Genomic DNA, 22639 nt, shown 5'->3' on the forward strand with positions numbered 1-22639 from the left:
CTCCCCGGGCCCCATGCAAGATCGAGGCTAGGTATCGGCTCCGGCGTAGAGCCCGCACCCCGCATGGCCGCCCTCGCCCGCCAACGCGGCATCCACGTCACGGACGCTGTCGCCGAGGCACTGCCCTTCCCCGACGACCGGTTCGCACTCACCGCGTTCATCACCTCCCTGTGCTTCGTCACCGACCCCCCTCGCGCCCTGGCCGAAGCCAGCCGGGTCACCCGGCCGGGCGGGTCGGTATTGATCGCCTATCTCAACCTGGCCAGTGCTGCCGGAGCACACTTGGCCGCCACGCAGCACGAGGACCCCTACTTCGCCCACGCCCGGCTCCGCACCACCACAGAACTGCGCGCCCTGCTCGCCGATGCCGACCTCGCCGCCGACGGCGCCCAACAGGTCATCGCCGAAGCCGGTCAGCCGCCCCGAGTATCTTCCGGCGCCGACCAGGGCTTGTTCTGCGTCCTTCGCGCCCGGGTCGCCTCAACTACGAAACCGCCTCGTTGACCCAGTCCGCCGCGACATCCTCTCGCATCTGACCGCCGCACTCAGCAGTCCTCAGCGCGACTGGTTCGTTCATCGGGAGCGCGGAGGCCATTACGGAGTTTGACACCGCGGTGGCTGAGGTGCCGCAGATCGTCGAGGGCCAGCGCCTCTTCGGTGAGCCCGACTACCTCCTTCGGGTAGTGAGCCGCGACCTCGCCGCCTACAAGCTCCTGTACGACTCCGTCCTGTCCAAGCTGCCGGGGCTCCGGGTCCCCAACTCGACCGTCGTGATGAAGGAGACCCTTCCCCGGCGTCCACTGCCCGTCCCGCCGCACAAGGCGGCGACCCCGCGCCGGGGCAGCTAGTGACCTGTCTTTGACAGAGTCTTGTTGGTTGGCCTTCGTAATAACGCGCACGGTGGCCTTCGTCCCAATCGATGGCGGGCGCGGTACGCCCAGGTCTTCTGGGACGCCGGCGGTCAGGCCTGCGGCGATCGTCGTGCCTCTGGTCCATCGCGGCGCGCGACCTTGCCGAGCCACCGAGGCTCGACTTCGGGGCTCTGTTCGCGACCGTCCAGCCAACGTCTGCGCCGATCTGCGTGCGCACCACGTCCCGAGCCGCATGATGGATCTCCACGACACGCTCCCAGATCTCAGTATCGAGCGCCGACAGGAGTAGGCGGGCGCGGGCGGTCGTCGGCTCGGCCACCCGGGCGCTCCCTCGGCGGCGTACCAGCGTGGTCATCATGCGCGAGCATATTCAGCTCGTTGCTCGTTACTCGTCGCGATCCAACACGATCCCACCGCTATGCCGCATGGCGACACCTAGCCCGGTGATTGTCCCTCCACGTCATGACTCGGTGAGTCTCGGCGCGGTCTGATCATGACTCTTGGTTCGCGAGGTCACCGTGTGACGTGCCAGGGACGCGCGGGATCAGTTGCCATCGGCGTGCCGCTGGTGCGTACCGCGTAGGTGGGGGTTCCCGGGCCGTCGATAGGGCCGAGGTAGGTGTGTCCGGTCATGCGGCACCACGCGGGTAGGTCGATCGGTGCGACAGGGTCGGTCGTGGTCAGGTGGATGACGGTGCCTGGTGGGACCTGGGCGGCTTGGTTGCGCAGAAGGATTAGCAGGCGGGCGCAGCTGAGATCGCTGCCGTCGAGGTGGTCGATGCGCGGTCCTTGGGTGGCGCTCATGCTGCGTCTTCGGTGGTGACGGGGAGCTGTGCGGTGTCCCGTTCTGCCAGGCTATCGGCGAGTCGTCGCGCACCGTCTTGTCCGTCTCGGTGTGCGATCGTCCGGTTGGTTGCTCGGCGACGAAACTCATCCATCGGCATGGTGCTCCGATCACTTCCCATCGATGGGGACAACAGACGCCGGTTCCGTTCCACTGGCTGCGGTAGGTCGTCGGTCACGGGCCTGGTTCTTCCCCCATGTCACGGCCTGGATGTCAGTCGGTTGGTTGCGAGGGGGCTGGTTGGTGGGGCGCCTGGGGTAAGTCTCGTACATCCGCACAGCGACGGTGGTGCCGGAGATGAGTGGTGGCGCCCCTGCGGCCGAGGCGGCTGCGGACATGCCCAGAGCTAGAACGGCGTCTGGAAGGAGTTCACTGGGCCGCGGGGGGCTGTGGCAGTGGGCAGCTTTGTTCGCGGCGTATGCGGAGCACGAGCGCGATGAGCAGCAACGCTATTGACCCGGTGGCGAGGAAGGGCTGGATGGGTTCGAACATCTGTAGGGCGCCGGTGTAGCCGAGCGCGAGGAGCACTAGCTTGTTGCATACCGGGCAGCCCACGGCGAAGAAGGCTGTGATCGCGCCGATCGTGCCGAGGGAGCCGCTGCGAGTGCGGGCTTGGCCGTCTTTGCGGGCGACGTAGGTTGCAGCGACCAATCCAGCGAGCAAGCTGGTGACGACCAAGACCGGCCACGCCCAGGGCGTGGGAGGGATCTCACGGGTGAACCAGGGGGTGGAAATGAGCGCGGTGGGGATCGCGACCACGATGATGGTGGCCGCTGCGGTGAGCACGGCGAACCACCAGCGCCGCGGGGGCCAGGTGCGCAGTTCGCTGAAGGTGCTGCGGCGGGTGGAGCGGTCGGTTGTCTGGGTCATCTGTCACATCCCCGGGCGTGTAGGGCGGGTCAGAGGTGTTCGGGCAGGTCGGGGTCGTGGCGGAGGGTGACGGGGTGTTCGGCGCCGTGGTCGAGGGTGTGTCCGATCGTGCAGAGTCTGTCGATGGCTCGTTCGGCTCGCTCGGTGAGCACGGTGATCTTTTCCTCGTCGAGTGCGCTCATGTTGGTGCGGATGGTCGCGGCGATCAGGTCGTAGCGCTGGCCGTCGTCGGTCTTTCGCGGGGTGACGTCGACGATCGCGGCGAAGTCCTCGCCGAGGCGGCCGGCGAGGGTGTGGTCGGTGGAGAGGAGACCGCAGGCGGCCAGCGCGAGGGCGAGTAGCTCCCCGGGAGCGAGCGCGTCGTCGGCGTCGGTGCCGCCGATGCAGACTTCTCCGCCGCGGGCGTTGCGTCCGATGTAGGTCTTGGGTCCGGTGCGTTCGATGTGCAGGGGCGTGGGCGGGGTGTTCATGGGGGGGCCGTCTCCGTTCTGATTGCGGGGGTCAGTTCATGGTGGTGAGCAGCGGCGGGTGACCGGTGGTGTCCGCGAAGGTGCGGAAGCCCTTCCAGGTCAGCCCGATGCTCTCGGTGTGGGTCATGGGGTGGAAGTTGACCTGGGCGGCGCCTTCGAGGCGCTCGTCGACGACGAGGGCGATCTGTGGTGCGGTGTCGTGTCGCAGCGCCAGCGGGGTCGCGGTGCCGGGGGTGACGTGCAGCAGCTCGGCCATCACGTGCGCGGCGGCGAATCCGAGCCGGCCGCGCGCATCGATGCGGGTGTGCAGGGTCTTCAGGTCGATCTCGGTGTCTTCGTGTGCGGTGACGAAGAACAGGTTGCCCTTCTTGTCTTTGAGGAGGAGGTTCTTGGTGAACACCCCTGGCAGGTCCCCACGCAGCCGCTTGCCCTCGTCGATGCTCGTGTGCGCCGGATACGGCACGATGGGGGCGACGATCCCGATGCCCGCCAGGTAGGTCAGCAGTGCTTCGCGTTCGGCGGTCTCGTCGATGGTGGCGGTGTCGGTCATCAGCGGGTCACCTCGTCGAGGGCCTGGGTCAGGTCGGCGATGAGGTCGACGGTGTCTTCCAGGCCGACCGAGAGACGGATCATCGAGTCAGTGATGCCGCGGCGCTCACGTTCGGCAGGGCTCAGGCCGTGATGGGTCGTGGTCACCGGTTGCGTTGCGAGGGATTCGGCGCCGCCGAGGCTGGGCGCGAGCGCGAAGAGGTTCAACCGGTCCGCGACGCGGCTGCTGGTCTTGCCATCGGCGTCGACCTCGATCGTGATGATGCCGCCGAATCCATGCATCTGCGACACGGCCAGCTCGTGCCCCGGAAAAGAGGGAAGGCCTGGGTAGAGAACGCGGTTCACGCGGGCGTCTGCTTCCATCGCCTCAGCGATCGCCTGCGCGGACGCATTCTGTGCGTTCACCCTGATGGTGAGAGTGCGCAGGCTCCGGGCCAGCAGTGCGGCAGGTTCCGGGGCGATCGTGGTGCCGAGGTTCTTGCGCCACGCCCACACCGGGGTGATGAGCTCCGCTGCTCCAAGGAGGAACCCGGCAGTGACGTCGGAGTGCCCGCCCAGATACTTGGTCGCGGAGTAGACCACAATGTCGGCGCCGAGGTCGAGGGGGCGCTGGTTGACCGGTGAGGCGAAGGTGTTGTCGATCGCGACGAGCGCACCGTAACGGTGGGCCAGGTCACTGATCGCGGCGATGTCGAAGATCTCCAGGCCCGGGTTGGTGGGGGTTTCGAAGAACACCAGTCGGGCACCGGCCTCCAGGAGCGACTCAAGCTGGTCGAGCTCGCTGCCCAGTAGGAATGTGGTCTCGATGCCCAGCAGCGGGAGCTGATCGGCCAGCAGCTCAAGGGTGCCGCCGTAGGCGTCGCCCAGACACACGATCCCGTCGCGCCCGTACTGGGCGAACACCGCCATCTCGGCGGCCATCCCGGAGCAGAACGCCAAGGCGGCTGGGGCACCCTCGATGGCGGCCATGGTTTCTTCCAGCGCGAACGTTGTCGGGTTCATCCCGTACCGGGTGTACAGAGCCCCGGGAGTGTGGCCGTCGACTACGTCCAGCAGCGCCGCGGTGTTCTCGAACGCGAACGTGGTCGTGTTGTAGGTGGGCAGGTGCGGCGCACCATGGGCATCCTTCAAGGTGGTGCCGTGGATGGACCGGGTCGACTGGCCCGGGGCGTGTGGCGTGGGGGTGTTGCTCATGACGGGGAGTGGCCTTCCTCATGTGATGTTGACGCCGTTGATGACGTCAGCGCCGTGGTGGTTGGTTTCGTACGGGGTTCGGCGGGGTCGGATGTCCGAGTGCGGTGGCTTCGCCACCACCACAGGAGGGCGCCGATCACGGTGATCAGGACCGCGACGGCGAGGATGACGAGGTTGGAGGTGCTCTGCCCGAGCCGGGCGACCCCGGTTTCGAGCTCATATTGCACGGCGATCGGCAAGATCCCGCCGCCTTCGGGGTCGCGAGCGACCACGAACAGCAGCGCACCGAGGATGATGGAGAGCAGGCCGGAGATGAGTGCATGCCAGCTATTGCGCCACCGCCTGATCGTCAGTGTGCGAGGCGTCAGCGCGGCGCGGAGCGTGCCGGACCATCGTTTCCAGGCCAGAGCGAGCAGCAGCAGAGGCAATGCCATCCCCGCGGCGTATACGGCCAGCAGCACGCCTCCGTAGACCGGGTTCGCTCCCACAGCGGCGATCATCAGCACCGACCCAAGGATTGGGCCGGTGCACACCCCGGCCACACCGTAGGCGGTGCCCAGTACATAGACCGTCCATGCCCGGCCGGTGTCCGCGCCCTGGCCGGTGCGAGAGAGCCCCGGCAGAGGGACTCCGGCGACCTGTATGAGGCCGAACACGACCACAACTGTCGCGACCACGCTCAGCAGCACGCCGCGGTTCTGGTTCAAAAACGCGCCCGCGGTACCGGCGAACACCCCCAATGGAACCAGCGTGGTGATCAGCCCGAGGTAGAACACCCCGGTGCGTGCCACCAGGGTCGCCGGATGGGAGAAGGCGTACGCGAAAAACGCCGGCAGCAGCATCACCGAGCACGGCGACAGTAGGCTGAGCAGCCCGCCGAGGAACGATCCGAGGTAGCCGATGTCCATCACTGACTGGTTTCCTCTTCGAGTTGGGCATCGATGATCTGTCGGAACACCTCGATGGGTTGTGCCCCCTGGATCACCTGCTCACCGACCACGAACGTCGGCGTGGAGGTCACACCGAGCGCCCGGGACTGGCTGCCCTCCTGCTCGACGGCTGCGGCAAGCTCGGGGTCGTCCAGCCCGGTTTCGAACGCGGCGAGATCGAGGCCGTCGACCTCGCCTGCGAGGGCGAGAAGCCGGTCGCGGCTAAAGTCACCGTCCCCGGTGTAGGTGTGGGCGTAGAGCACTTCGTAGAACTGCCAGAACAGGTCCTGCTGTGCTGCGGCGCGTCCGGCGATAGCGGTACTCACGGAGCTCTCGCTGAGGATCGGAGTGTCCCGCCACTCCATGCGTACGTGCCCGGCGTCGATGTACTCCTCGATCAGGGTCGGGAGCGTCTCCTCGGCGAACGCACCGCAGTACTTACACGTGAAATCGGCGTACTCGATGATCACCACAGGCGCATCCACAGCCCCCATGGCGAACGGGTCGGCGTCATCTCGACGCGCCAGATCAGCCAGAGCGTTGGACTCCGCGGACGGTGACGCCGTTGTCGCGGGGTCTTCGTTGGCGGCGGTGGTGTTCTGCGTGTTCGATCCGATCACGGTTCCAATGCCCAACGCGAGCACGACTGCGGCGATCACTGCGGCAATCTTCCAGGGGAAGGCCCGGCGGGGTGTGGTAGACGTAGCGATACTGATACTCCTTGTTCAACAGACGGCGCACGCACTGCGCCCGGGTGCCCATGGGGCGATATTCCGCGTAGTTTCGGGGGTCGATGCAGGCTGCGGGGTTCACGCGATGCTGAGCGTGACCCCCTTGGTCGCACGCCACTCCACGACACCCTCATCCATGGCTCTCGCGTCCACCCCGCGCTCCCGCAGCCAAGCGGCGGCCTCACGGGCCATACGACACAGCTCCCCGCGGCAGTACACGACCACCTCAGCCCCGTCTGGCAGCTCGCGATACCTCTCCTCAAGCTCGTCCTGCGGCATCGAGATCGCCGCCGGGAAGTGCGCCGCCTCGTACTCCTGGCGAGGTCGCACATCGATGACCACCATCGCCGAGGTCACCGCCGACGGGTCGATTCCCGGGGCCTGCGCCTCCGAGTACCCCATGTAGTCGTCCAGCGCCTGACGCAGCTGCGGGTAGCGCGTCAAGGCGACACGCTTGGCCGCCGTGTACAGCTCGGCAACATCGTCACCGGCTAACTGGTACAAGACGCTCGTGCGCTCCCGGCGAGCCCGAACCAGACCGGCACGCTTCAGCGTCTGTAAATGCGCCGACGTGCTCGTCAAGCCCATCCCCGCCATCCGGGCGAGGGTCTCGACACTGTGCTCGCCCTGGGCCATCAGCTCCATGAGCTCCAGGCGGCGACCATTGCCGAGGGCCTTCACCACCGCGGCAAAAGAGTCGAAAACGGACTCCTTGCCACCAGACTCGCTATTCCATGCATCCATGGAACACAATGCTAGCATTGCGGAGGAGAGGGCTTCGCTGTGAGCGCGACGCATCGCATGGCCTGAGCGGAACAGCACTTGCCCACTGGCCTGTCGGTCACTGCCGGTGTTGACCGCAGGCGGGCCGGGTGCATTTGGAGAGGCCAGGATGAGCGAACAGAAACCGATCTACCTTGACCACAACGGGACCACCCCGGTGGACCGCGAGGTGGCAGAAGCAATGTGGCCATATCTGACAGAGGTGTATGGCAACCCGTCCAGCACTACGCCCCAGGGACTGCAGGCGCGGCGTGCGGTAGAAGATGCGCGCGAGCAGGTCGCCGCGCTCCTCGCGGCCCATCCTGATGAGATCGTCTTCACCTCCGGTGGCACCGAGGCGAACAACCTCGCCATCCGCGGCGCCGCGGCTCAGGCCGCGACCCCGGTAATGGTCACCTCGGCGATGGAACACCCCGCCACGATCGCTCCAGTGGCACACCTACGTCGACAACACGGATGGCGCGTGCATGAGCTGCCCGTGGATCACGTCACGCGGATCGTTCTAGACCAATGGCCGGCCGGGCCGATCGGACTGGGCACACTGATTCTGGCCCACAACGAGACCGGCACGATTCAGCCGATGCAAGATTTCGCCGAGACCGTCCATGCACACGGTGGTCTCGTGCACGCCGATGCTGCGCAGGCGGTCGGGAAGATTCCCGTGCAGGTCGACGACTTACATGTGGACCTGCTCAGCGTGGCCGGGCACAAGCTCTACGCCCCCAAAGGCATCGGTGCTCTCTACGTGCGCCGCGGAACATCCCTCTCGCCGGTGCTGCTCGGCGCTGGACAAGAACGAGGAATCCGGCCGGGCACGGAGAACGTCGCCGGAATCGTCGGCCTGGGTGCCGCCGCCGAGGCTGCCGGGCGACTGCTGGCCACCGAACCGGGCCGGCAGTCAGAACTTCGGGAACACCTGTGGCGCCGGCTGAGCGCGCGTATCCCTCACCTGGTCCGGATCACGCCAACCGAGAATGCGCTGCCGAACACGCTGATGGTCGCCGTCCCCGGACGGCTCGGCGCCGACATCCTTGACGCGGCCCCTGCCGTGGCCGCATCAACCGGCAGCGCTTGCCACGCCGGAACACACACCCCATCCGCGTCGCTGATGGCAGCAGGCCTCAGCGAGAACGTAGCGCTCGGCGCACTACGCCTAACTCTCGGGCGATCCACCTCCACAGCAGACATCGAGACCGCGGCCGACACCTTGATTCGAGCCATAGCCGCCGAACGCCAGACGGCATGACCACTTGATGTTCTAGGCGGCCGCACCTTGCCTCGCGCAAATCATGGATTGCAACTGAGACCCCATTCGTCAACCGGATAAGCCACGAAGGTGTCGATGCGCATGATGAGCGCCAGCGACGGCTACGAGTACCTACCGCGCACGATCGCCGCGGGTGATGGTGACCGGTCGCTCTCGACCGCGCGGCCTGGCATTACACGGAAGAGGGTACCCCGCCAAGACGCAGGGAACGTCCTCTTCGATGACGGCTGGGTTCACCTGGGTGTCGAGAGCTCGTGCCGGCGACGGCTCGGGTGGGCGGAGAGGGGATGGTGGTGGCGGAGCGGATGGTGCTTGTGCTGGACGAGGGCGAGCGTGCCGCGATCGCTCGTGATTTGCTCCGCTACGGGGCCTACCGGCAGCGGGTCGCTGACGATCTCGTGGACGCGCATGTCCTCCCGGAGCCCGGCGAGCCGGACCCGCCGGGGATCACGCCGCAGGTCGTGGCGATGACCGAGTCGCATGTGGCTGCGGCTAAGGACTGCGAGGATTTGGCTGCCGCATTCGAGAGCGACGACCTGGTACCGCTCACGCCCCTGACATCCGTCTCATCGAGGATGCCTTGGATGAGGCGTACCCTGATGATCTTCCGCCGGAGGTGGCGCGCACTGCGATGTTCTGCCGCGTCGTGTACCGTCGCCTGGACGATGCCGACAGCCCTGGTGATGTGGTTGCGGTCAGCATGGAGCCGCAACCTGCTGCGACGGAACGGTATGTGCTCGGCATGATGCACCGGCTGAGCGAGGCGAACGCGGCACTCAGCACGCAACTCGCAGAGTTGCGCCAGAACCTGGAGTCGCTGAACGTACGCCTTCAAGCGCAACAGCGCGAGATCGTGCAACTGCGTGGTCAGGGCGGGAAACGCCGGCGGCTCCCGAACCCGTTCACCTCGGCGTTCGAGCCCACCAGCCCGGCCCGGCGACGGCCCGAGACCGAGCGAGGACGCTCACTGCAACCGGCCCGCGGAGGGTCGGGTGCGCCCCGGCATCAGTGGTCGGGCGGTTCACCTGGTCTGCATGACGGTCTCGATGCGGGTGATGAGCGCGGGCGATGGGTACAAGTACCTGCTGCGCACGATCGCTGCCGCTGACGGCGACCGTTCCCTCTCGACCCCGCTGACGAGGTATTACGCGGAGGAGGGAACACCACCCGGCTTTTGGATGGGGTCGGCCCTGCGCGGCCTCGGTGACGGGCGGATCGGGGCTGGGGATGTGGTGTCGGAGGCGCAGTTGCAGTTGCTGATCGGGATGGGCCGCGACCCCATCAGCGGCGAGCCGCTGGGCCGTGCGTTCCCGAAGTACGTGTCGGTCGCGGATCGGATCGACAAGCGCGTCGCCGGCCTCGACCCGGCGTTGGGGATGGGCGAGCGTGCCGAGCAGGTCGCCCGGATCGAGGCGGAGGAGACCGAGCGTGGGGGCCGGAGGGCGGTCGCAGGGTTCGATTACACGTTCTCGGTGCCGAAGTCAGTGTCGGTGCTGTGGGGTGTGGCGGATGCGGGCACGCAGGCGCTGATCGCCCAGGCCCATCATGAGGCGGTGGCGCAGGTGCTGGCGTTCATGGAGCGGGAGGTCGCCGCGACCCGCTCCGGGTACACCGCTGTCGACGGCGCGGTCGCGCAGGTCGATGTCACCGGGCTGGTGGCGACGGCGTTCGATCACTACGACAGCCGCTCCACCGACCCGCAACTCCACACCCATGTGATCGTCTCGAACAAGGTGCAGACTGTGCTGGACGGCAAGTGGCGGTCGCTGGACGGGCGGCCGATGCACGCCGCGGTGGTCGCGATCTCGGAGCATTACAACGCGGTTCTGGCCGACCGCCTCACCGCCATGCTCGGTCTGGGCTGGGAGAGGCGGGACCGGGGCCGGGACCGGAACCCGGCGTGGGAGATCACCGGGGTGGGTGAGGAGTTGATCGCGGAGTTCTCAACCCGCTCGCACGACATCGACGCCGAGACCGACCGGCTGATCGACGCCTATGTGACCGAGCACGGGCGCCGGCCGTCGGCGCGGACGATCCTCCGGCTGCGCGCCCAGGCGACGCTGGTGACGCGGCCGGACAAGCAGGTGCACTCGCTGGCCGATCTCACGACCGAGTGGCGCGAACGCGCCACCACAGTGTTGGGCGAGGACGCCACCGCCTGGGCGCGCGGCATCGCCCAAGCCCAGGCGGCCCACGCTTTGCGGGCCGATGACGTGCCCTTGGAGACGATCACCGAACTCGGGCAGCAGGTGGTGGCGATGGTGGGTGAGAAGCGGTCGACGTGGCGACGCTGGAACCTGCACGCCGAAGCTTCCCGGCAGTCGATGGGCTGGCGGTTCGCGACCGTCGCCGACCGGGAAGCGGTCGTGGGGATGATCGCCGACGCCGCCGAACAGGCTTCGCTACGCCTCACCCCGCCACAGCTCGCCTCCAGTCCGGCCGCGTTTCGCCGCCCGGACGGCACGAGCGTGTTCCGCCCGAAGCACTCGACCGTGTTCTCCTCAACGCTCCTGTTGGAGGCCGAAGACCGCCTCCTGAATCTCGCCGCCACGACCACCGGCCCGACAGTAAACGTAGCCGTGGTCGAGAGGATCACCGGCAGGCCGGATCAGCAGGGCCGGATGCTCGGCCCGGACCAGGTCGACGCGCTGACGAAGGTCGCCGTCTCCGGGCGGGTGCTCGATGTGCTGGTCGGGCCCGCCGGGGCCGGGAAGACCACAGCTATGTCGGCGTTGCGGCGGGCGTGGGAGAAACAGCACGGCACCGGCAGCGTGGTCGGGATGGCGCCCTCGGCAGTCGCCGCCGAAGTGCTCGGTGACGACCTCGGGATCGCGACGGAAAACACGGCGAAGTGGTGGCAGAACCACCTCATGTACGGCGAGACGTTCCAGGCAGGCCAACTGGTCATCATCGACGAGGCCTCCCTGTCCGGCACCCTGTCGCTGGACCGGATCACCGCCCTCGCCAGTGATGCGGGGGCGAAGGTGCTGCTGGTCGGCGACTACGGCCAGCTCCAATCGGTCGATGCCGGCGGCGCGTTCGGGATGCTCGTGGCCGACCGCCGTGGCGACACCCCGGAGCTGGCCGAGGTGCATCGTTTCGTGCAGGAGTGGGAGAAGACCGCCTCCCTCAATCTGCGACACGGCCGCACTCGCGTCATCGACACCTACCTCGCCCAGGGCCGCATCAGTGACGGCGACGCGGAGGCGATGATCGATGCCGCCTATGCCGCGTGGCGGGCCGACCGCGATGCGGGGCGGGCGTCGGTGCTGATCGCCGAGACACGGGAGGATGTGACCGCGCTCAACGCCCGCGCCCGCGCCGACCTGATCCTCGAAGGCCGCATCACCCCGTCCCGCGAGGTCGCTCTGGCCGAAGGCACCCGAGCGGGCGTCGGAGACACGATCATCACCCGCCGCAACGACCGCCGCCTGCGCACCGGCACCGGGCGGGACTGGGTGCGCAACGGGGCCACCTGGCAGGTCACCGATGTGCGAGAGGACGGGTCGATCACGATCCGCAAACCCGGCCGCCAGTTCGGGGCGATCGTGCTCCCGGCCGACTACGTGGCCGAGCAGGTCGACCTCGGCTACGCCGTCACCGCCCACCGCGCCCAGGGCGTCACCACCGATACCGCGCACGTGCTGGTCGCACCGACGACGACGCGGGAGAACTTCTACGTCGGCATGACCCGTGGCCGGGAGGCGAATCGTGCCTACGTGATCCTCGACCGGCCCGACGACCACGCCGCCCCGCACCCCTCGGACAACGAGGAGGCCACGGGCCGCTCGGTGCTGTTCGGGGTGGTGCAGCACTCCGGGGCGGAGGAATCCGCGCATGAGGCCATCACCTCCGAGCAGGAGCAGTGGGGGTCGATCGCGCAGCTCGTCGCCGAGTACGAGACCATCGCCGCAGCCGCCCAGCACGACCGCTGGGCCACCCTCATCCGCGCCAGCGGGCTCACCACCGAACAAGCCAACGCCACCCTCGCCTCCGAAGCTTTCGGAGCCCTGATCGCGGAGCTGCGGCGGGCCGAGGCCAACCACCACGACCTCGACACCCTCTTCCCGCGGCTGGTCGCCGCCCGCGGGTTCGAGGATGCTGACGACATCGCGAAAGTGATGCACTATCGCGTGGCTCGCGCCACCACCGGGCCGGCGGGGTCGGGGCGGACGAGGAAGGTGCCGGCGTTGATCGTCGGGCTCATCCCGCACGCCCGCGGCCGGCTCGCCCCCGACATGCGCCAAGCCCTCACCGAGCGCCGCGAGTTGATCGAGGCCCGCGCCGATGCGATCCTCGACACCGCCCGCCAGGCGGCCGAGCCCTGGACGACCCTGCTCGGCAATCCGTCGGCGGATGAGCGCGGCGCGGCCCGGTGGCGGCGTGACGCCCGGACCGTGGCCGCCTACCGCGACCGGTACGGCATCACCGACGACGCCCCGCTCGGCCCGGGCCCGGTGGGCACATCGCAGAAGATCGACCACGCCCACGCCGCCACGGCCCTACGACGCCTCACCCCACGCCCCTCGGGACGGGACGAGGCGCGGCGGCCTCCGGTCGGCGTGGATCGGCACGGGCCGTCGCTCTAGTCTTCGACTTCTGGTAGCGGGTTGATGACGTGGAGATGGGTGAGGCCTCCCTGGTTCACGCAGTCCTCAGCCAGCTCGTACACCTGTCGATGGAAATCGGCCGCGGAGGCCGATGCTCTGACAGTCGATCGTATCGATGTAAAGGCCCGGAGCGGGGTGGAGACCCCGTCGTAGGTGAAGCCGGAACCGTCGACTGTCAGGATGCTCAATGGCTGCTCGCCGGCCCACTCGACGCCGACCCGCACGTCATATTCGTCGTGATGCAGCGCTTGGGCATTCGCGTGCACGAGGGCCATGAAGTCCGCCACGGCAGATTCGATTCCACGCCCCTCGACCTGCCAGCCCTCGAAGTATCCATCAGCGCTCATGCGGTGGCCGCCGACGGCTGCGGCCAGAGAGACCGACCCGTCATGATGCACGCTGGCCCATGCTTCCCTCCAGATCGACCGGTCACCTGTGGCGGTGTTCGGTGCGACCCAGCGACGCAGTCCAGGGCGAGGATTCACGTGCTCGACGTTCTCCAGCGGATGGACGCCGGTGTTCTTCGAGAACGAGAGCGTGGTCGTCCGAGCCGCTTTGAAAGCCTCTCGTGCCTCGTCCCGGGTCAGTCGCGTCAGGGCTCCGGGGATACGCGGATGAGCCACCGCGACCAGCCACGCTCGTTTGTCTACGTCGCGGCCCTCCGCAGCTTCCGCGAACAGCGTGTCCACGGCCTCTGTCGCGCGGCGTCGTTCATCGAATCGCGCTCGATACATGACCTCGATCTGGCGCTCTTTCATCCACACCGTATCGGAGTCGTTCCGGACGGGAGCGCCAAAGAAATCGTTCTTGTAGATCAGGTGCGGTCCGTCCACGCTTGCGGGGATGACCACAGCAACCGCGCGGCAATCGGCGCCGAGCCGGTGAATGTCGAGCCCGAATACGGGCGGGGTGATCGCGGTGACCGCTACGCTCCGATAGGCGCGCTCGTGCCCTTCGGTGAACTCTCCGGTATCGCTCCGCCCCGTCGCCGCCTTCTCCCGTTCTTCGACGCCGTAGACGATCATCCCGCCGCCACTGTTCGCCATCGCCGCGATGTCCTTGGGCACATCGGTCTGCGCAAGGTTCTTGATCGGCGGGAGTTCAGACTTCCAATCCAAGTCGTCGCGCTCCGTCACACCCGCTGTCACCGCGTCGGTCAGGATCTGATCCGTCAGAGGGCTCGGCGGCAGCCCGAGCGCGCGGTGCAACGGTGTGAAGTTCATGCCTCTAGCGTACTGAGACGCGCCGGCCCCACGCCTGACTTCCATCGACGCTGCGACCGCGACAGCCCGAGTAGCCCCATCGAAAGATCAAGGCCGCACAGGCCGTGCGCTCGTGGTCAGAGGGTCGGGGTGTCGGTGCTGCGCTGTTGTGGTGGTGCCGCCCGGAACCGCGACGGGTGCAGGGAACCGGTTGGCGCTTCGTTCAGTGCTTCGGTCATGTGCAGCAAGTTGATGATCTGGCTGGCATCGGTGACGAGCTCGCCGCGGCGTTCCTGCAAGAGCCGGTGCGGGCCGGTGCTGGTCGCGCTGGTCACCGGACCCGGAACCGCTCCGACCCGCCGGCCCAGATCATGGGCCTGCTCAGCCAGCCGCATCACGCCCGAACGTGCGCCGGCTTCGACCAGGATGGTGACGTTCGACAGGGCGGCCATCAGCCGGCCGCGTGCCTGGAATCTGTGCCGGGAGGGTGTCTCTCCCGGCGGGACTTCGCTCACGACGAGTCCGACGTCGGCGACCTGATCCAGCAGGTCACGGTTCCCTGCCGGGTATGGCCGGTCCACGCCGCCGGCGAGCACCGCGATCGTGCTCCCTCCGCTGGCCAGGGCCGCGCGATTCGCTGCCGCCTCGATCCCATACGACCCGCCGCCGACGACCACACGATCATCCCTGGCGAAGTCCGCGGCGAACTCCCCGGCGACCAGCTCCCCGTAGGAGGTTGAGGCGCGGGAACCGACGATGGCGACGAAGTCGAGGAGCGGGCGAGACAGGAACGAGTCCGCGCCCCCGTCCACAACACATACGGTGCCCGCGCCCCGAGGACATCCAGCGATCCCGGCCACGACGTGTCGGCGGGGATCACCGTGCCGATCCCCGCCGCCTCCGCCTGCCGCACCCGGTCGACCAGCACCTCCGGTCGCGTCGCAGCGGTGAGGCGGTCGCGCCAGGCCAGCGCGTCGGCACGGTTCATCCCTGGCACCGCTGCACGGTCGTCCTCGATCAGGCGGAGGGTCTCGACGCCGCCGACCCGACCCAGCACCCGACCCGTGGCCGGATCGTCGGGTTCGGCGATCATCGACAGCACCATCCGCGCCTGCCGCTCGCCCTGTACCTGCTCTGCCAGCCTCACCATGATCGCTGTCCCTTCCCGGCCCTGTCTCTCGTCGGCAAGGTGCGCACCTCCCTCTCGGCAGCAGGAGGGGCGAGGGGTTCCGTCTGTCCCCGGTCGGGCGTATCGTGGGTGTAGAGGCAGGTTCTCAACTCTGCGGGTCCTTCGGGACAGCCCTTTCGGGCACTCACTACACGTACTGCCTCCCTAGCGATACGTGTCTTGGAGGCCCGTCATGTTCCGACTCATCTGGATCGCCAGCATCCACATCCGCATCTTCATGCGCCGCTGGATGCCCACCAACCGCGTGCTCGACAAGGTCCGCACCCGCAAAGGACTCAAGTGGGGCGTGCCGGCGGTGCTGCTCGCGATCCCGTACCTCTACCTTGCCAGCCTGCTGGCCATCATCGTCCGCGACGGCGGCCCCGGCTGGCTCAACATCTTCGTCCTCATCAGCATGTGGTCGGCGTTGAAGATGCTCTGGATCGGCCCCATCAGCCTGATCCTGCTCGCCCGCGCCCGCCTCCGCGAGCACGCCCAGCGTCGCGCCGAGCACCGAGAAGGCAAGGCGAACAAGGGGAAGGTCTTCGGGCAGGTTCCGGTGCTGGCCGGAGATGCATCATGACCAAGGCGATCCTCTACCTGCGCAGCGCGACCGGGAGCCGGGAGCAGACAGACCGGCAGGAGGATACCTACCGCGAATACCTGCAAGAACGCGGCCTGTTCGATGCCGGTACGTTTACCGAATCGGGGCAGCCCCACGATCGGCTCACCGACCTCATCGACACGGCCACCAAAGCCGGGATAACTGAGGTGGTCGTCGCCGACCTCTCCCGTCTGGGAAGCCGACCGCAGGCATCGATGCGCAACCTCAACGCGCTCAAAGGCGCCGGCCTGACCCTCCACGCCGCCACCGGCACCCTCAGCGGCCCGTCCTGGAGGAGTGCATCGTAGCCACGATGTTCGAGTTCGCTGCCGCAGACGCCCGCCACTTTCTCGAGAAGCACGGCACCGGCAGCTGAGACCCGCCCAGGACAACAGTTCGCGCCTGCCACCCACGCGGGGACATGCGCGAACTCATGTCTGCCGCTCAGACGGGCACCTTGCGGCGTCGCCCCGTGGTCGGATGGTCACCACCCCTCCTTGACCAGAGCACGGCGGTAATGTCGGTGCGGCGACGTAGAATAGTTACATGGGTGTAGTTCCTGCAAGTTCGACGGGAGCCGGAGAAGAGAACCTCTCTGGCATAGTCAGCACGCCCGCCCGACAGGACCATCCATCCACGACAACTGAGCCACCCACCCCATCCTTCGATCGCTTCCAGGTCCTCGCCCTCGATGGCGGAGGAGCCAAAGCACTGTTCACCGCTCACGTCCTCGCGCGGATGGAACAGGATCTCGGTGTCAGCATCAACGACTCGTTCGATCTGATTGCCGGGACATCGGCAGGCGGGATCGTCGCGCTCGGGCTAGGCTCCGGTCTCACCCCGAGCGAGATCGTCGGGCACTACGAAGAACTCGTCAACGCAGTCTTCCCGGCCGCACGTCGGCGACTCTGGCGGCGACCACGTCAACTCACTGCACCCATCTACGACGCCGACGCGCTGCGCGCCGCCCTAACGAAGGTGCTCGGCGACCGGCTGCTCGGGCACAGCGCGAAACGGCTAGTCATCCCGGCGTGGGACGTGCAACGCGGCTCCGTTCACGTATTCAAGACGCCACACCACACTCGGCTCACACGGGATTGGCGCATCCCGATGGTGGACATCGCGATGGCAACCTCGGCAGCACCCCTGTACTTCCCAGCCGCACGCGTCGATGGACACCGGCTCATCGACGGCGGCGTGTGGGCGAATAACCCTTCAGTCGTCGCGATCGCCGAGGCCGTGAGCATGCTCGATGTGCCACTGGCCTCAATCAGGGTGCTCAACGTAGGCACCATCGACCAGCTCACGAACCACCCCAAGCGCCTCGACCGCGGTGGGCTGCTCAACTGGGCGAAGCCAATCGCGCCCCTCATCCTCAACGCCGGAAGCCGAGGCGGGCAAGGCATCGCTGAACATCTGATCGGCAAAGATGCCTACACGAGATTCGACGCACGAGTCCCCGGCGACCTCTACGCACTCGACTCAGCAGACCCAAAAGACCTCGCCGGTCTCGCCGCGTCCGCGAGTCGCGAACTCAGCCCCATCTATACAGAGCGATTCACAGGTCATCGCGCAGCCGAGTACAAGCCGTTGATCGGAGACCGACACCGCGGCGGTCCGACCAGCACGTCAACCACGGAGGTCCCCGATGAAGCTCACTGACTACTTCAACGTCCTACTCACGGACACCGTCAATCTTGGCCAGGTGAAGCTCGACTCGCTCGACTCACGCGTCGAGACGGTCTACAAGGCGTTGAAGGCCGACGAACAGATCGGACACCTCATCCTCGGCAAGACGCCCCAGGGATCGTGGGCTCACAAGACCATCATCAACCCCGTCGGCGACAAAGAGTTCGACGCGGACTTCATGCTCGACATGAGCGAGAACCCAGACTGGGCCGACGATCCCAGGAAGTACATCGAAGAGGTCTACGCAGCTCTGCACCGCCACAGCACCTACCGGGACATGCCGCACTCACGCAAGTGCCGCTGCGTCCGACTCGTCTACGCAAACTCCATGCACCTCGACATCGTGCCGCACCTCACCCTCGCCGACGGACGCGAAGTGATCGTCAACCGGGACAATAACGACTGGGAGCTGACCGACCCCCAGGGCTTCACCGACTGGATGAGGAACAAGGACGCTCTCGCGAAGGGCAACCTCCGCAAAGTTATCCGCCTGATGAAGTACCTGCGTGACCACAAAAACTCCTTCACCGGCACCCGGTCGATCCTCCTGACGACCATGCTCGGCGAGCAGGTCACCGAGCTACGCACGCTGCTTGACCCCAACTACTACGGCGACGTCCCGACCACCCTCCTGCATCTCGTGCAGGACCTCGACACCTGGCTTCAGGCGCGCCCGACGAAGCCGTCCATTCCGGACCCGTCTGGGTCCGGGGTCACGTTCGATCACCGGTGGGAGCAGTCCACCTATAGCTACTTCCGGGACCGTATCCACGTCCACGCCGCCGAAATTGAGGAAGCATACGAGGAGAAGAACAAGGAACGCAGCATCGAGCTGTGGCAGGGCATCTTCGGTGACGGCTTCAAGGCGCCGGCCACTTCGTCCAGCAGCGCGAAGTTCCCGGCGGCAGCCCCAGCCGCCGCTTCCACTGTGGGGCGTTCTGGCCGTGCGGGATGAGCCGCCGCAACCGGGCCACGCTTTCGGCCTGGCAGGAGCAACTCGTTGGCGAGCTGAGGGCGCTCGCCAGGGAGCGTCCCAACGACGTGCGGATCGTTCAGCCACCCCAGCTCGACCCCGACGGCGACGCCAACCTCCGAATCCGGCTCCACACCGCCGACATCTCGCACTGCCCCGGTGGACTCGAGCTTGGAGACAACGAGGAGTTCATCGTCAGGATTCGCCGCTCGCTATTCCACCCGCCGAGCGCCGAGGTCGACCACACCCGCTTCCTCGGCTTCCCGCACGTCCTCCAGGGACAGCGGCTCTGTATCTACCTCGACCCTTCCCGCGAATGGCACCCCTCTGACGGTATCGCCGGCTTCCTCAACCGACTGTGGGACTGGCTCACCGATGCCGCCGGCGGAGCCTTCGATCCCTCGACCGCGATGTACCACGCTGTCGGAGGAGTACTCCACCGCGCCGACGACACGCCCACAATCGTCGTCCGCGAGTCCGGGCCCCAGAAGCGGCATCAGATCGCTCGACTCATCCCTCGGTCACCGCGCCGCTATGACCTCACTTATGCGACCGACCACGACGGACACCGCACACCCGTCTACGTGCTCGCGAGCGACCTCCCCTTCGGCGCGACATCCACCTTCGCTCTGCTCCTCGCGCTCCTGGACGACCCGTATCTTGACAGCGTTGGGGGACGATCACCAGAAGTTTCTCCACAGTCGCCCGCGTTTCTCACGACACTCCTCTCCAGCGCTCTACGAAACCCTGACGGCACCGAGCAGTACTTCGTACTTGCGGTACCTCACCCCGCAGGCGGGCCACACCATCTACTCGGCGGACGCCTCCCCGTGACTACCGCCGACGCCCTCCGGCGCCTCGCCAAAAAATACGGCACCGCGGTCAACCTTGATCCCGCGATCATCAACGCCGACATCCCCATCGAATGGTGCAGCATGTCTGACGAACGACAAGAGATCACAACCCGACGCGACGAAAACCGCCCCGTCAACGGCTTCCAAGGAAAGAACGTTCACATCTGGGGCTGCGGTGGACTTGGATCATGGCTCGCTGAATTCGTCGCACGTGCCGGAGCAAGCACCATCACCGTCTGCGACCCCGGTACGATCACGGGCGGACTCCTCGTTCGACAGAACTACACCGAGGCCGACATCGGACAGACAAAGGCCGACGCCCTCGCCGCACGCCTCAGGGCGATCCGCGATGACCTGACCGTGACTGTCGCAGAAGGAAACGTTCCCGACCCAGCCGTCTCCCTCGCGGCGGACCTCATTATCGATGCAACCGTCAGTCACAGCGTCACCGCCTACCTCGACACCCTCGCCGTCGAAGACCGCAAAGCGCTCATCGCCCAGGTCGCCACCGACGCTAGGACGGGAACACTCGGCATTGCCCACATCTGCGTGCCCGGCGTTGCCTGCACGCCGTCTGAACTTGACGATCAAGTAGGTCGCTCGGTGCTCGCCGATGGAGAGCTGGAGCTGTACCACCCGCTCTGGGAGGAGACAGCCATAGGCGACGAGCTAATCCCCACCAGAGGATGTTCGGTCCCCACATTCCACGGCTCGGCCGCAGACCTAGCAGCCGTCGCCGCGACACTCGTCAACATGATCGGTCTGCACCTCCAGCAGGCAGAGCCGTCTGCCTCGGGTACCCACCTCATCTCTCTGCCACACGCACCAGCAGGCCCTCGGCATCACTTTCTTCCCGTACCGTCAGACACTCGCCCGCTGAGATAGCCGCCCCGTCAGTTCGAGCTTGTGTGTACAGGGGAGACCAGGGCCGGAACGGACTTTTCGACGCCTTCGCTTCCCTGTCCGCGTCGACCGCTAGGCCGAATCTTGACTCCCAGCGTCACAAGCGCCCGCCGCACCGCCTGCTGACTGACCCCGAACCGCAGTCCGACATCCAGCAGCGTGGCACCATCCTCGTAGAGCCGCGCGGCCTCAGCGCGATCCTCCTCGGCCAGCCCCTTTCCGCGAATCGGTACGGACCGACGCACCAGGTGAGCGGCCGCCGTGCGCTTGTGAATCCCGAACCGCTCGGCCAGCCTCACCAGCGTCCAGCCCTGCCGGTACAGCGCGACCAGCTCATCAACCTGCTCCGGCTTCAAGAAGGTTTGAGCCATCCCAACTGAGCGAACCAGCCGGCCCCGTGCATCCACCACCGGAGGCTCGACTGGTCGCTTAGACTTCCTGTAAGAGCCTCGGGACCAGCGAGAAGCCACGGTCTTCAAGGCCGGGCCAATGTTCTCAAACTCCCTACGGAGGCCCACTTCTTGGAAACCCCTCTGCGGCGTCCGGTCGTCGCGCCACGGCGCGGTAGGGTGTCGCCACGGCGATGGATCCCGCCGGGACGCCACGCGCGCCCGAACCGCCACCCGGCTGATGGTTCCTGTTCATCAGCGGCCCCCGGGCCGCCACTGGTGGGCAGGCAGTCGCGCCCATCAACGACTGTCTGGAGAGTCACCGATGGGCGAGAGAGTCCCGCCACAGCCGCACCCCTCGCGCCTCACCGAGTTCACCGGACACCCGCTCGTGGTCGCGGTCCTGCCGGACCAGCCGGCCATCGTCGCGCTCACGGCGGTCAACCTCGCTCGGGCGACCGGCGCTCCCGCGCTCTACTTCGCCCACGTCGACCAGTCCCGCTACCCCGACGAGGAGTTTCCCGACGGCACCGTGCGCCACCTGTCCATCGACCCCGACCTCGACGATGACAGCTGGCGGGACCGGCAGACCGAGCTGACGGCCCTGGTCTCCGACTGGATGCAGGGACAAGAGATCCCATGGCACTTCCGCTATCTGGCCGGCCGGGTCGACCGGGCGCTGACGCACCTGGCTCGGGCGGTCGACGCCGCCGCCTTCGTCGTCGGCGCCCATGTCCGCAGACACCATCGCCTGGCCGACTACATCAACGGCTCGACCGCCATGCACCTCTCGCACCGGCAACACCGACCGGTGCTCGTGGTGCCCCTGGAGGTCGTCGACTGGGACGGCCGGGCGCCGTGGGAGTGATGGACGGACCCAACATCGACCCGGACCGGGTCGGAGCACGGTCGCCACGCTCATCGGTGCTGCACCGGCGCCCCGCGGTGCTGGGCGTCATCTTCATCGGCGGCGCCCTCGGCACCTGGACGCGCGCCGTCCTGGCGGACGCCGTTCCCACTCGAGCAGGCGGCGTGCCGTGGACGACCCTGGGCATCAACGTGGCCGGGGCGCTGCTCCTCGGCCTGTTGCTGGAGGCGCTGACACGCACCGGGCCGGACGCAGGGTGGCGGCGCAGCGTCCGACTCGGCGTGGGCACCGGGCTCCTCGGCGGCTTCACCACGTACAGCACCTTCGCCGTCGAGACGGTCGAACGGCTGACACCGGGCAGCCTCTTTGTCGGACTTGCCTATCCGCTCATCAGTGTGGTGCTCGGTGTGATCGCCGCGGCCGTCGGCCATCGGATCGCGCACCGCCTGCGCCGACGCGGCCGAGGCGCGGAGGAGAACGCATGACGACCCTGCTCCTCGCACTCGCCGGTGGCGCAGGCGCCGCCACTCGGTTCCTCACCGACGCGGTCGTCGCCCGGCACAACCCGTTCCGGGTGCCGCTCGGCACCGTCGTGATCAACGTGATCGGCTCTTTCCTGCTCGGCCTGCTCACCGGCCTGTTCGCCCTCTCGTCACCGGACACGACAGGTGGCGCGCTCAAGGCCGTGATCGGCACCGGCTTCTGCGGTGGCTACACGACCTTCAGCACCGCCATGGTCGAAGCGGCTCGACTGTGGAGCGCAGAAGGCCCGGGCACCGGGGTCCGTTATGCGACAGTCACTTTGGCCGGGAGTGTGACAGCGGCTGCGGTCGGCTTGACCATCGGTCGGCTTCTCTCATGAGGACAGGT

At 67.2% G+C, this 22639-nt stretch carries 25 protein-coding genes and 1 riboswitch; of the genes, 13 read left to right on the forward strand and 12 right to left on the reverse strand.

Going from position 1 to position 22639, the window contains the following annotated elements; translation table 11 throughout:
- Positions 1-33 precede the first annotated feature (33 nt).
- A complete protein-coding gene (locus N864_RS04360; protein ID WP_276203091.1) occupies positions 34-504 on the forward strand; it encodes a class I SAM-dependent methyltransferase in 471 nt (156 codons plus the stop codon).
- 89 nt (positions 505-593) lie between these two features.
- Entirely contained in the window at positions 594-848 is a 255-nt protein-coding gene (locus N864_RS04365; protein ID WP_228389106.1) for an Lrp/AsnC ligand binding domain-containing protein, read from the forward strand.
- A gap of 537 nt (positions 849-1385) precedes the next feature.
- On the opposite strand, the gene N864_RS23975 is transcribed toward N864_RS04365, so the two are convergent.
- The 8 genes from N864_RS23975 to N864_RS04400 form a co-directional block, all read right to left on the reverse strand.
- Positions 1386-1676 carry a sulfurtransferase TusA family protein gene (locus N864_RS23975; protein ID WP_081793366.1) on the reverse strand — a complete coding sequence of 97 codons (291 nt, stop codon included), beginning with the start codon at positions 1674-1676 and terminating at the stop codon, positions 1386-1388.
- A 409-nt stretch (positions 1677-2085) separates the two neighbouring features.
- Complete coding sequence (locus tag N864_RS04370; protein ID WP_051518187.1) at positions 2086-2586, reverse strand: hypothetical protein; 501 nt, start codon at positions 2584-2586, stop codon at positions 2086-2088.
- A 29-nt stretch (positions 2587-2615) separates the two neighbouring features.
- Positions 2616-3056: an OsmC family protein gene (locus tag N864_RS04375; protein ID WP_034713934.1), complete on the reverse strand. Its 441-nt coding sequence runs from the start codon at positions 3054-3056 to the stop codon at positions 2616-2618.
- A gap of 31 nt (positions 3057-3087) precedes the next feature.
- Positions 3088-3606 (reverse strand): YbaK/EbsC family protein, encoded by a 519-nt coding sequence (locus tag N864_RS04380; protein WP_081793367.1) that lies wholly within the window; start codon positions 3604-3606, stop codon positions 3088-3090.
- The gene (locus N864_RS04385; protein ID WP_034713936.1) at positions 3606-4799 is read right to left on the reverse strand and encodes a trans-sulfuration enzyme family protein; all 1194 of its coding nucleotides are present in this window, start codon (positions 4797-4799) and stop codon (positions 3606-3608) included. The genes N864_RS04380 and N864_RS04385 overlap by 1 nt, the downstream gene beginning before the upstream one ends.
- Positions 4796-5707: a cytochrome c biogenesis CcdA family protein gene (locus N864_RS04390; RefSeq protein ID WP_081793368.1), complete on the reverse strand. Its 912-nt coding sequence runs from the start codon at positions 5705-5707 to the stop codon at positions 4796-4798. Before N864_RS04390 ends, N864_RS04385 begins: the two co-directional genes overlap by 4 nt.
- Positions 5707-6387: a DsbA family protein gene (locus tag N864_RS04395; RefSeq protein ID WP_051518188.1), complete on the reverse strand. Its 681-nt coding sequence runs from the start codon at positions 6385-6387 to the stop codon at positions 5707-5709. Before N864_RS04395 ends, N864_RS04390 begins: the two co-directional genes overlap by 1 nt.
- Before the next feature lie 150 nt (positions 6388-6537).
- The gene (locus N864_RS04400; RefSeq protein WP_205620859.1) at positions 6538-7281 is read right to left on the reverse strand and encodes an ArsR/SmtB family transcription factor; all 744 of its coding nucleotides are present in this window, start codon (positions 7279-7281) and stop codon (positions 6538-6540) included.
- 70 nt (positions 7282-7351) lie between these two features.
- Here N864_RS04400 and N864_RS04405 point away from each other — a divergent pair, with 70 nt between their 5' ends.
- Positions 7352-8488: a cysteine desulfurase family protein gene (locus tag N864_RS04405; RefSeq protein ID WP_034713942.1), complete on the forward strand. Its 1137-nt coding sequence runs from the start codon at positions 7352-7354 to the stop codon at positions 8486-8488.
- Between the two features lie 254 nt (positions 8489-8742).
- Here the strand turns inward: N864_RS04405 and N864_RS24510 are convergent, their stop codons facing one another.
- A complete protein-coding gene (locus N864_RS24510) occupies positions 8743-8991 on the reverse strand; it encodes a hypothetical protein (protein ID WP_155892810.1) in 249 nt (82 codons plus the stop codon).
- A gap of 98 nt (positions 8992-9089) precedes the next feature.
- Here N864_RS24510 and N864_RS24515 point away from each other — a divergent pair, with 98 nt between their 5' ends.
- Together N864_RS24515 and mobF are read left to right on the forward strand one after the other, a co-directional pair.
- Entirely contained in the window at positions 9090-9617 is a 528-nt protein-coding gene (locus N864_RS24515) for a hypothetical protein (protein WP_153502770.1), read from the forward strand.
- Positions 9544-13098 (forward strand): MobF family relaxase, encoded by a 3555-nt coding sequence (gene mobF, locus N864_RS04415; RefSeq protein WP_034713983.1) that lies wholly within the window; start codon positions 9544-9546, stop codon positions 13096-13098. Before N864_RS24515 ends, mobF begins: the two co-directional genes overlap by 74 nt.
- Here mobF and N864_RS04420 read toward each other — a convergent pair.
- Both N864_RS04420 and N864_RS23475 read right to left on the reverse strand, forming a co-directional pair.
- Positions 13095-14342 carry an AlbA family DNA-binding domain-containing protein gene (locus N864_RS04420; RefSeq protein ID WP_034713985.1) on the reverse strand — a complete coding sequence of 416 codons (1248 nt, stop codon included), beginning with the start codon at positions 14340-14342 and terminating at the stop codon, positions 13095-13097. The two genes, mobF and N864_RS04420, sit on opposite strands and share 4 nt — an antisense overlap.
- Before the next feature lie 116 nt (positions 14343-14458).
- On the reverse strand, positions 14459-15181 hold the full coding sequence (locus N864_RS23475; protein ID WP_338033615.1) for a DNA-processing protein DprA: 723 nt from the start codon (positions 15179-15181) through the stop codon (positions 14459-14461).
- 501 nt (positions 15182-15682) lie between these two features.
- Between N864_RS23475 and N864_RS04430 the strand changes: the two genes are divergently transcribed.
- The 5 genes from N864_RS04430 to N864_RS04450 all read left to right on the forward strand — a co-directional run bounded on the left by N864_RS04430 (position 15683) and on the right by N864_RS04450 (position 20494).
- A complete protein-coding gene (locus tag N864_RS04430) occupies positions 15683-16072 on the forward strand; it encodes a hypothetical protein (RefSeq protein WP_051518190.1) in 390 nt (129 codons plus the stop codon).
- Positions 16069-16401, forward strand: coding sequence for a recombinase family protein (locus N864_RS04435; RefSeq protein WP_034713946.1), 333 nt, complete (start codon positions 16069-16071; stop codon positions 16399-16401). The genes N864_RS04430 and N864_RS04435 overlap by 4 nt, the downstream gene beginning before the upstream one ends.
- A 238-nt stretch (positions 16402-16639) precedes the next feature.
- Positions 16640-17755: a CBASS cGAMP-activated phospholipase gene (locus N864_RS04440; protein ID WP_034713948.1), complete on the forward strand. Its 1116-nt coding sequence runs from the start codon at positions 16640-16642 to the stop codon at positions 17753-17755.
- Positions 17742-18737 (forward strand): SMODS domain-containing nucleotidyltransferase, encoded by a 996-nt coding sequence (locus tag N864_RS04445; RefSeq protein WP_034713950.1) that lies wholly within the window; start codon positions 17742-17744, stop codon positions 18735-18737. The genes N864_RS04440 and N864_RS04445 overlap by 14 nt, the downstream gene beginning before the upstream one ends.
- On the forward strand, positions 18734-20494 hold the full coding sequence (locus N864_RS04450) for a ThiF family adenylyltransferase (RefSeq protein WP_034713952.1): 1761 nt from the start codon (positions 18734-18736) through the stop codon (positions 20492-20494). Before N864_RS04445 ends, N864_RS04450 begins: the two co-directional genes overlap by 4 nt.
- An 8-nt stretch (positions 20495-20502) precedes the next feature.
- On the opposite strand, the gene N864_RS04455 is transcribed toward N864_RS04450, so the two are convergent.
- Positions 20503-20883, reverse strand: a complete 381-nt coding sequence (locus N864_RS04455; RefSeq protein ID WP_051518191.1) for a helix-turn-helix domain-containing protein — start codon at positions 20881-20883, stop codon at positions 20503-20505.
- Positions 20884-21082: 199 nt separating this feature from the next.
- Positions 21083-21159: riboswitch (Fluoride riboswitch) on the forward strand.
- 67 nt (positions 21160-21226) lie between these two features.
- Here N864_RS04455 and N864_RS04460 point away from each other — a divergent pair.
- From N864_RS04460 to N864_RS04470, 3 genes are read left to right on the forward strand one after another with little or no spacing between them, the layout of a single operon-like run.
- Positions 21227-21769: a universal stress protein gene (locus N864_RS04460; RefSeq protein ID WP_051518192.1), complete on the forward strand. Its 543-nt coding sequence runs from the start codon at positions 21227-21229 to the stop codon at positions 21767-21769.
- Positions 21769-22254, forward strand: coding sequence for a fluoride efflux transporter FluC (locus N864_RS04465; RefSeq protein ID WP_051518193.1), 486 nt, complete (start codon positions 21769-21771; stop codon positions 22252-22254). The genes N864_RS04460 and N864_RS04465 overlap by 1 nt, the downstream gene beginning before the upstream one ends.
- Entirely contained in the window at positions 22251-22631 is a 381-nt protein-coding gene (locus N864_RS04470; protein WP_034713954.1) for a fluoride efflux transporter FluC, read from the forward strand. The genes N864_RS04465 and N864_RS04470 overlap by 4 nt, the downstream gene beginning before the upstream one ends.
- Positions 22632-22639 lie beyond the last annotated feature (8 nt).

The sequence above is a fragment of the Intrasporangium chromatireducens Q5-1 genome (genome assembly GCF_000576575.1).
In the GTDB taxonomy this organism is placed as follows: Bacteria; Actinomycetota; Actinomycetes; order Actinomycetales; family Dermatophilaceae; genus Intrasporangium_A; species Intrasporangium_A chromatireducens.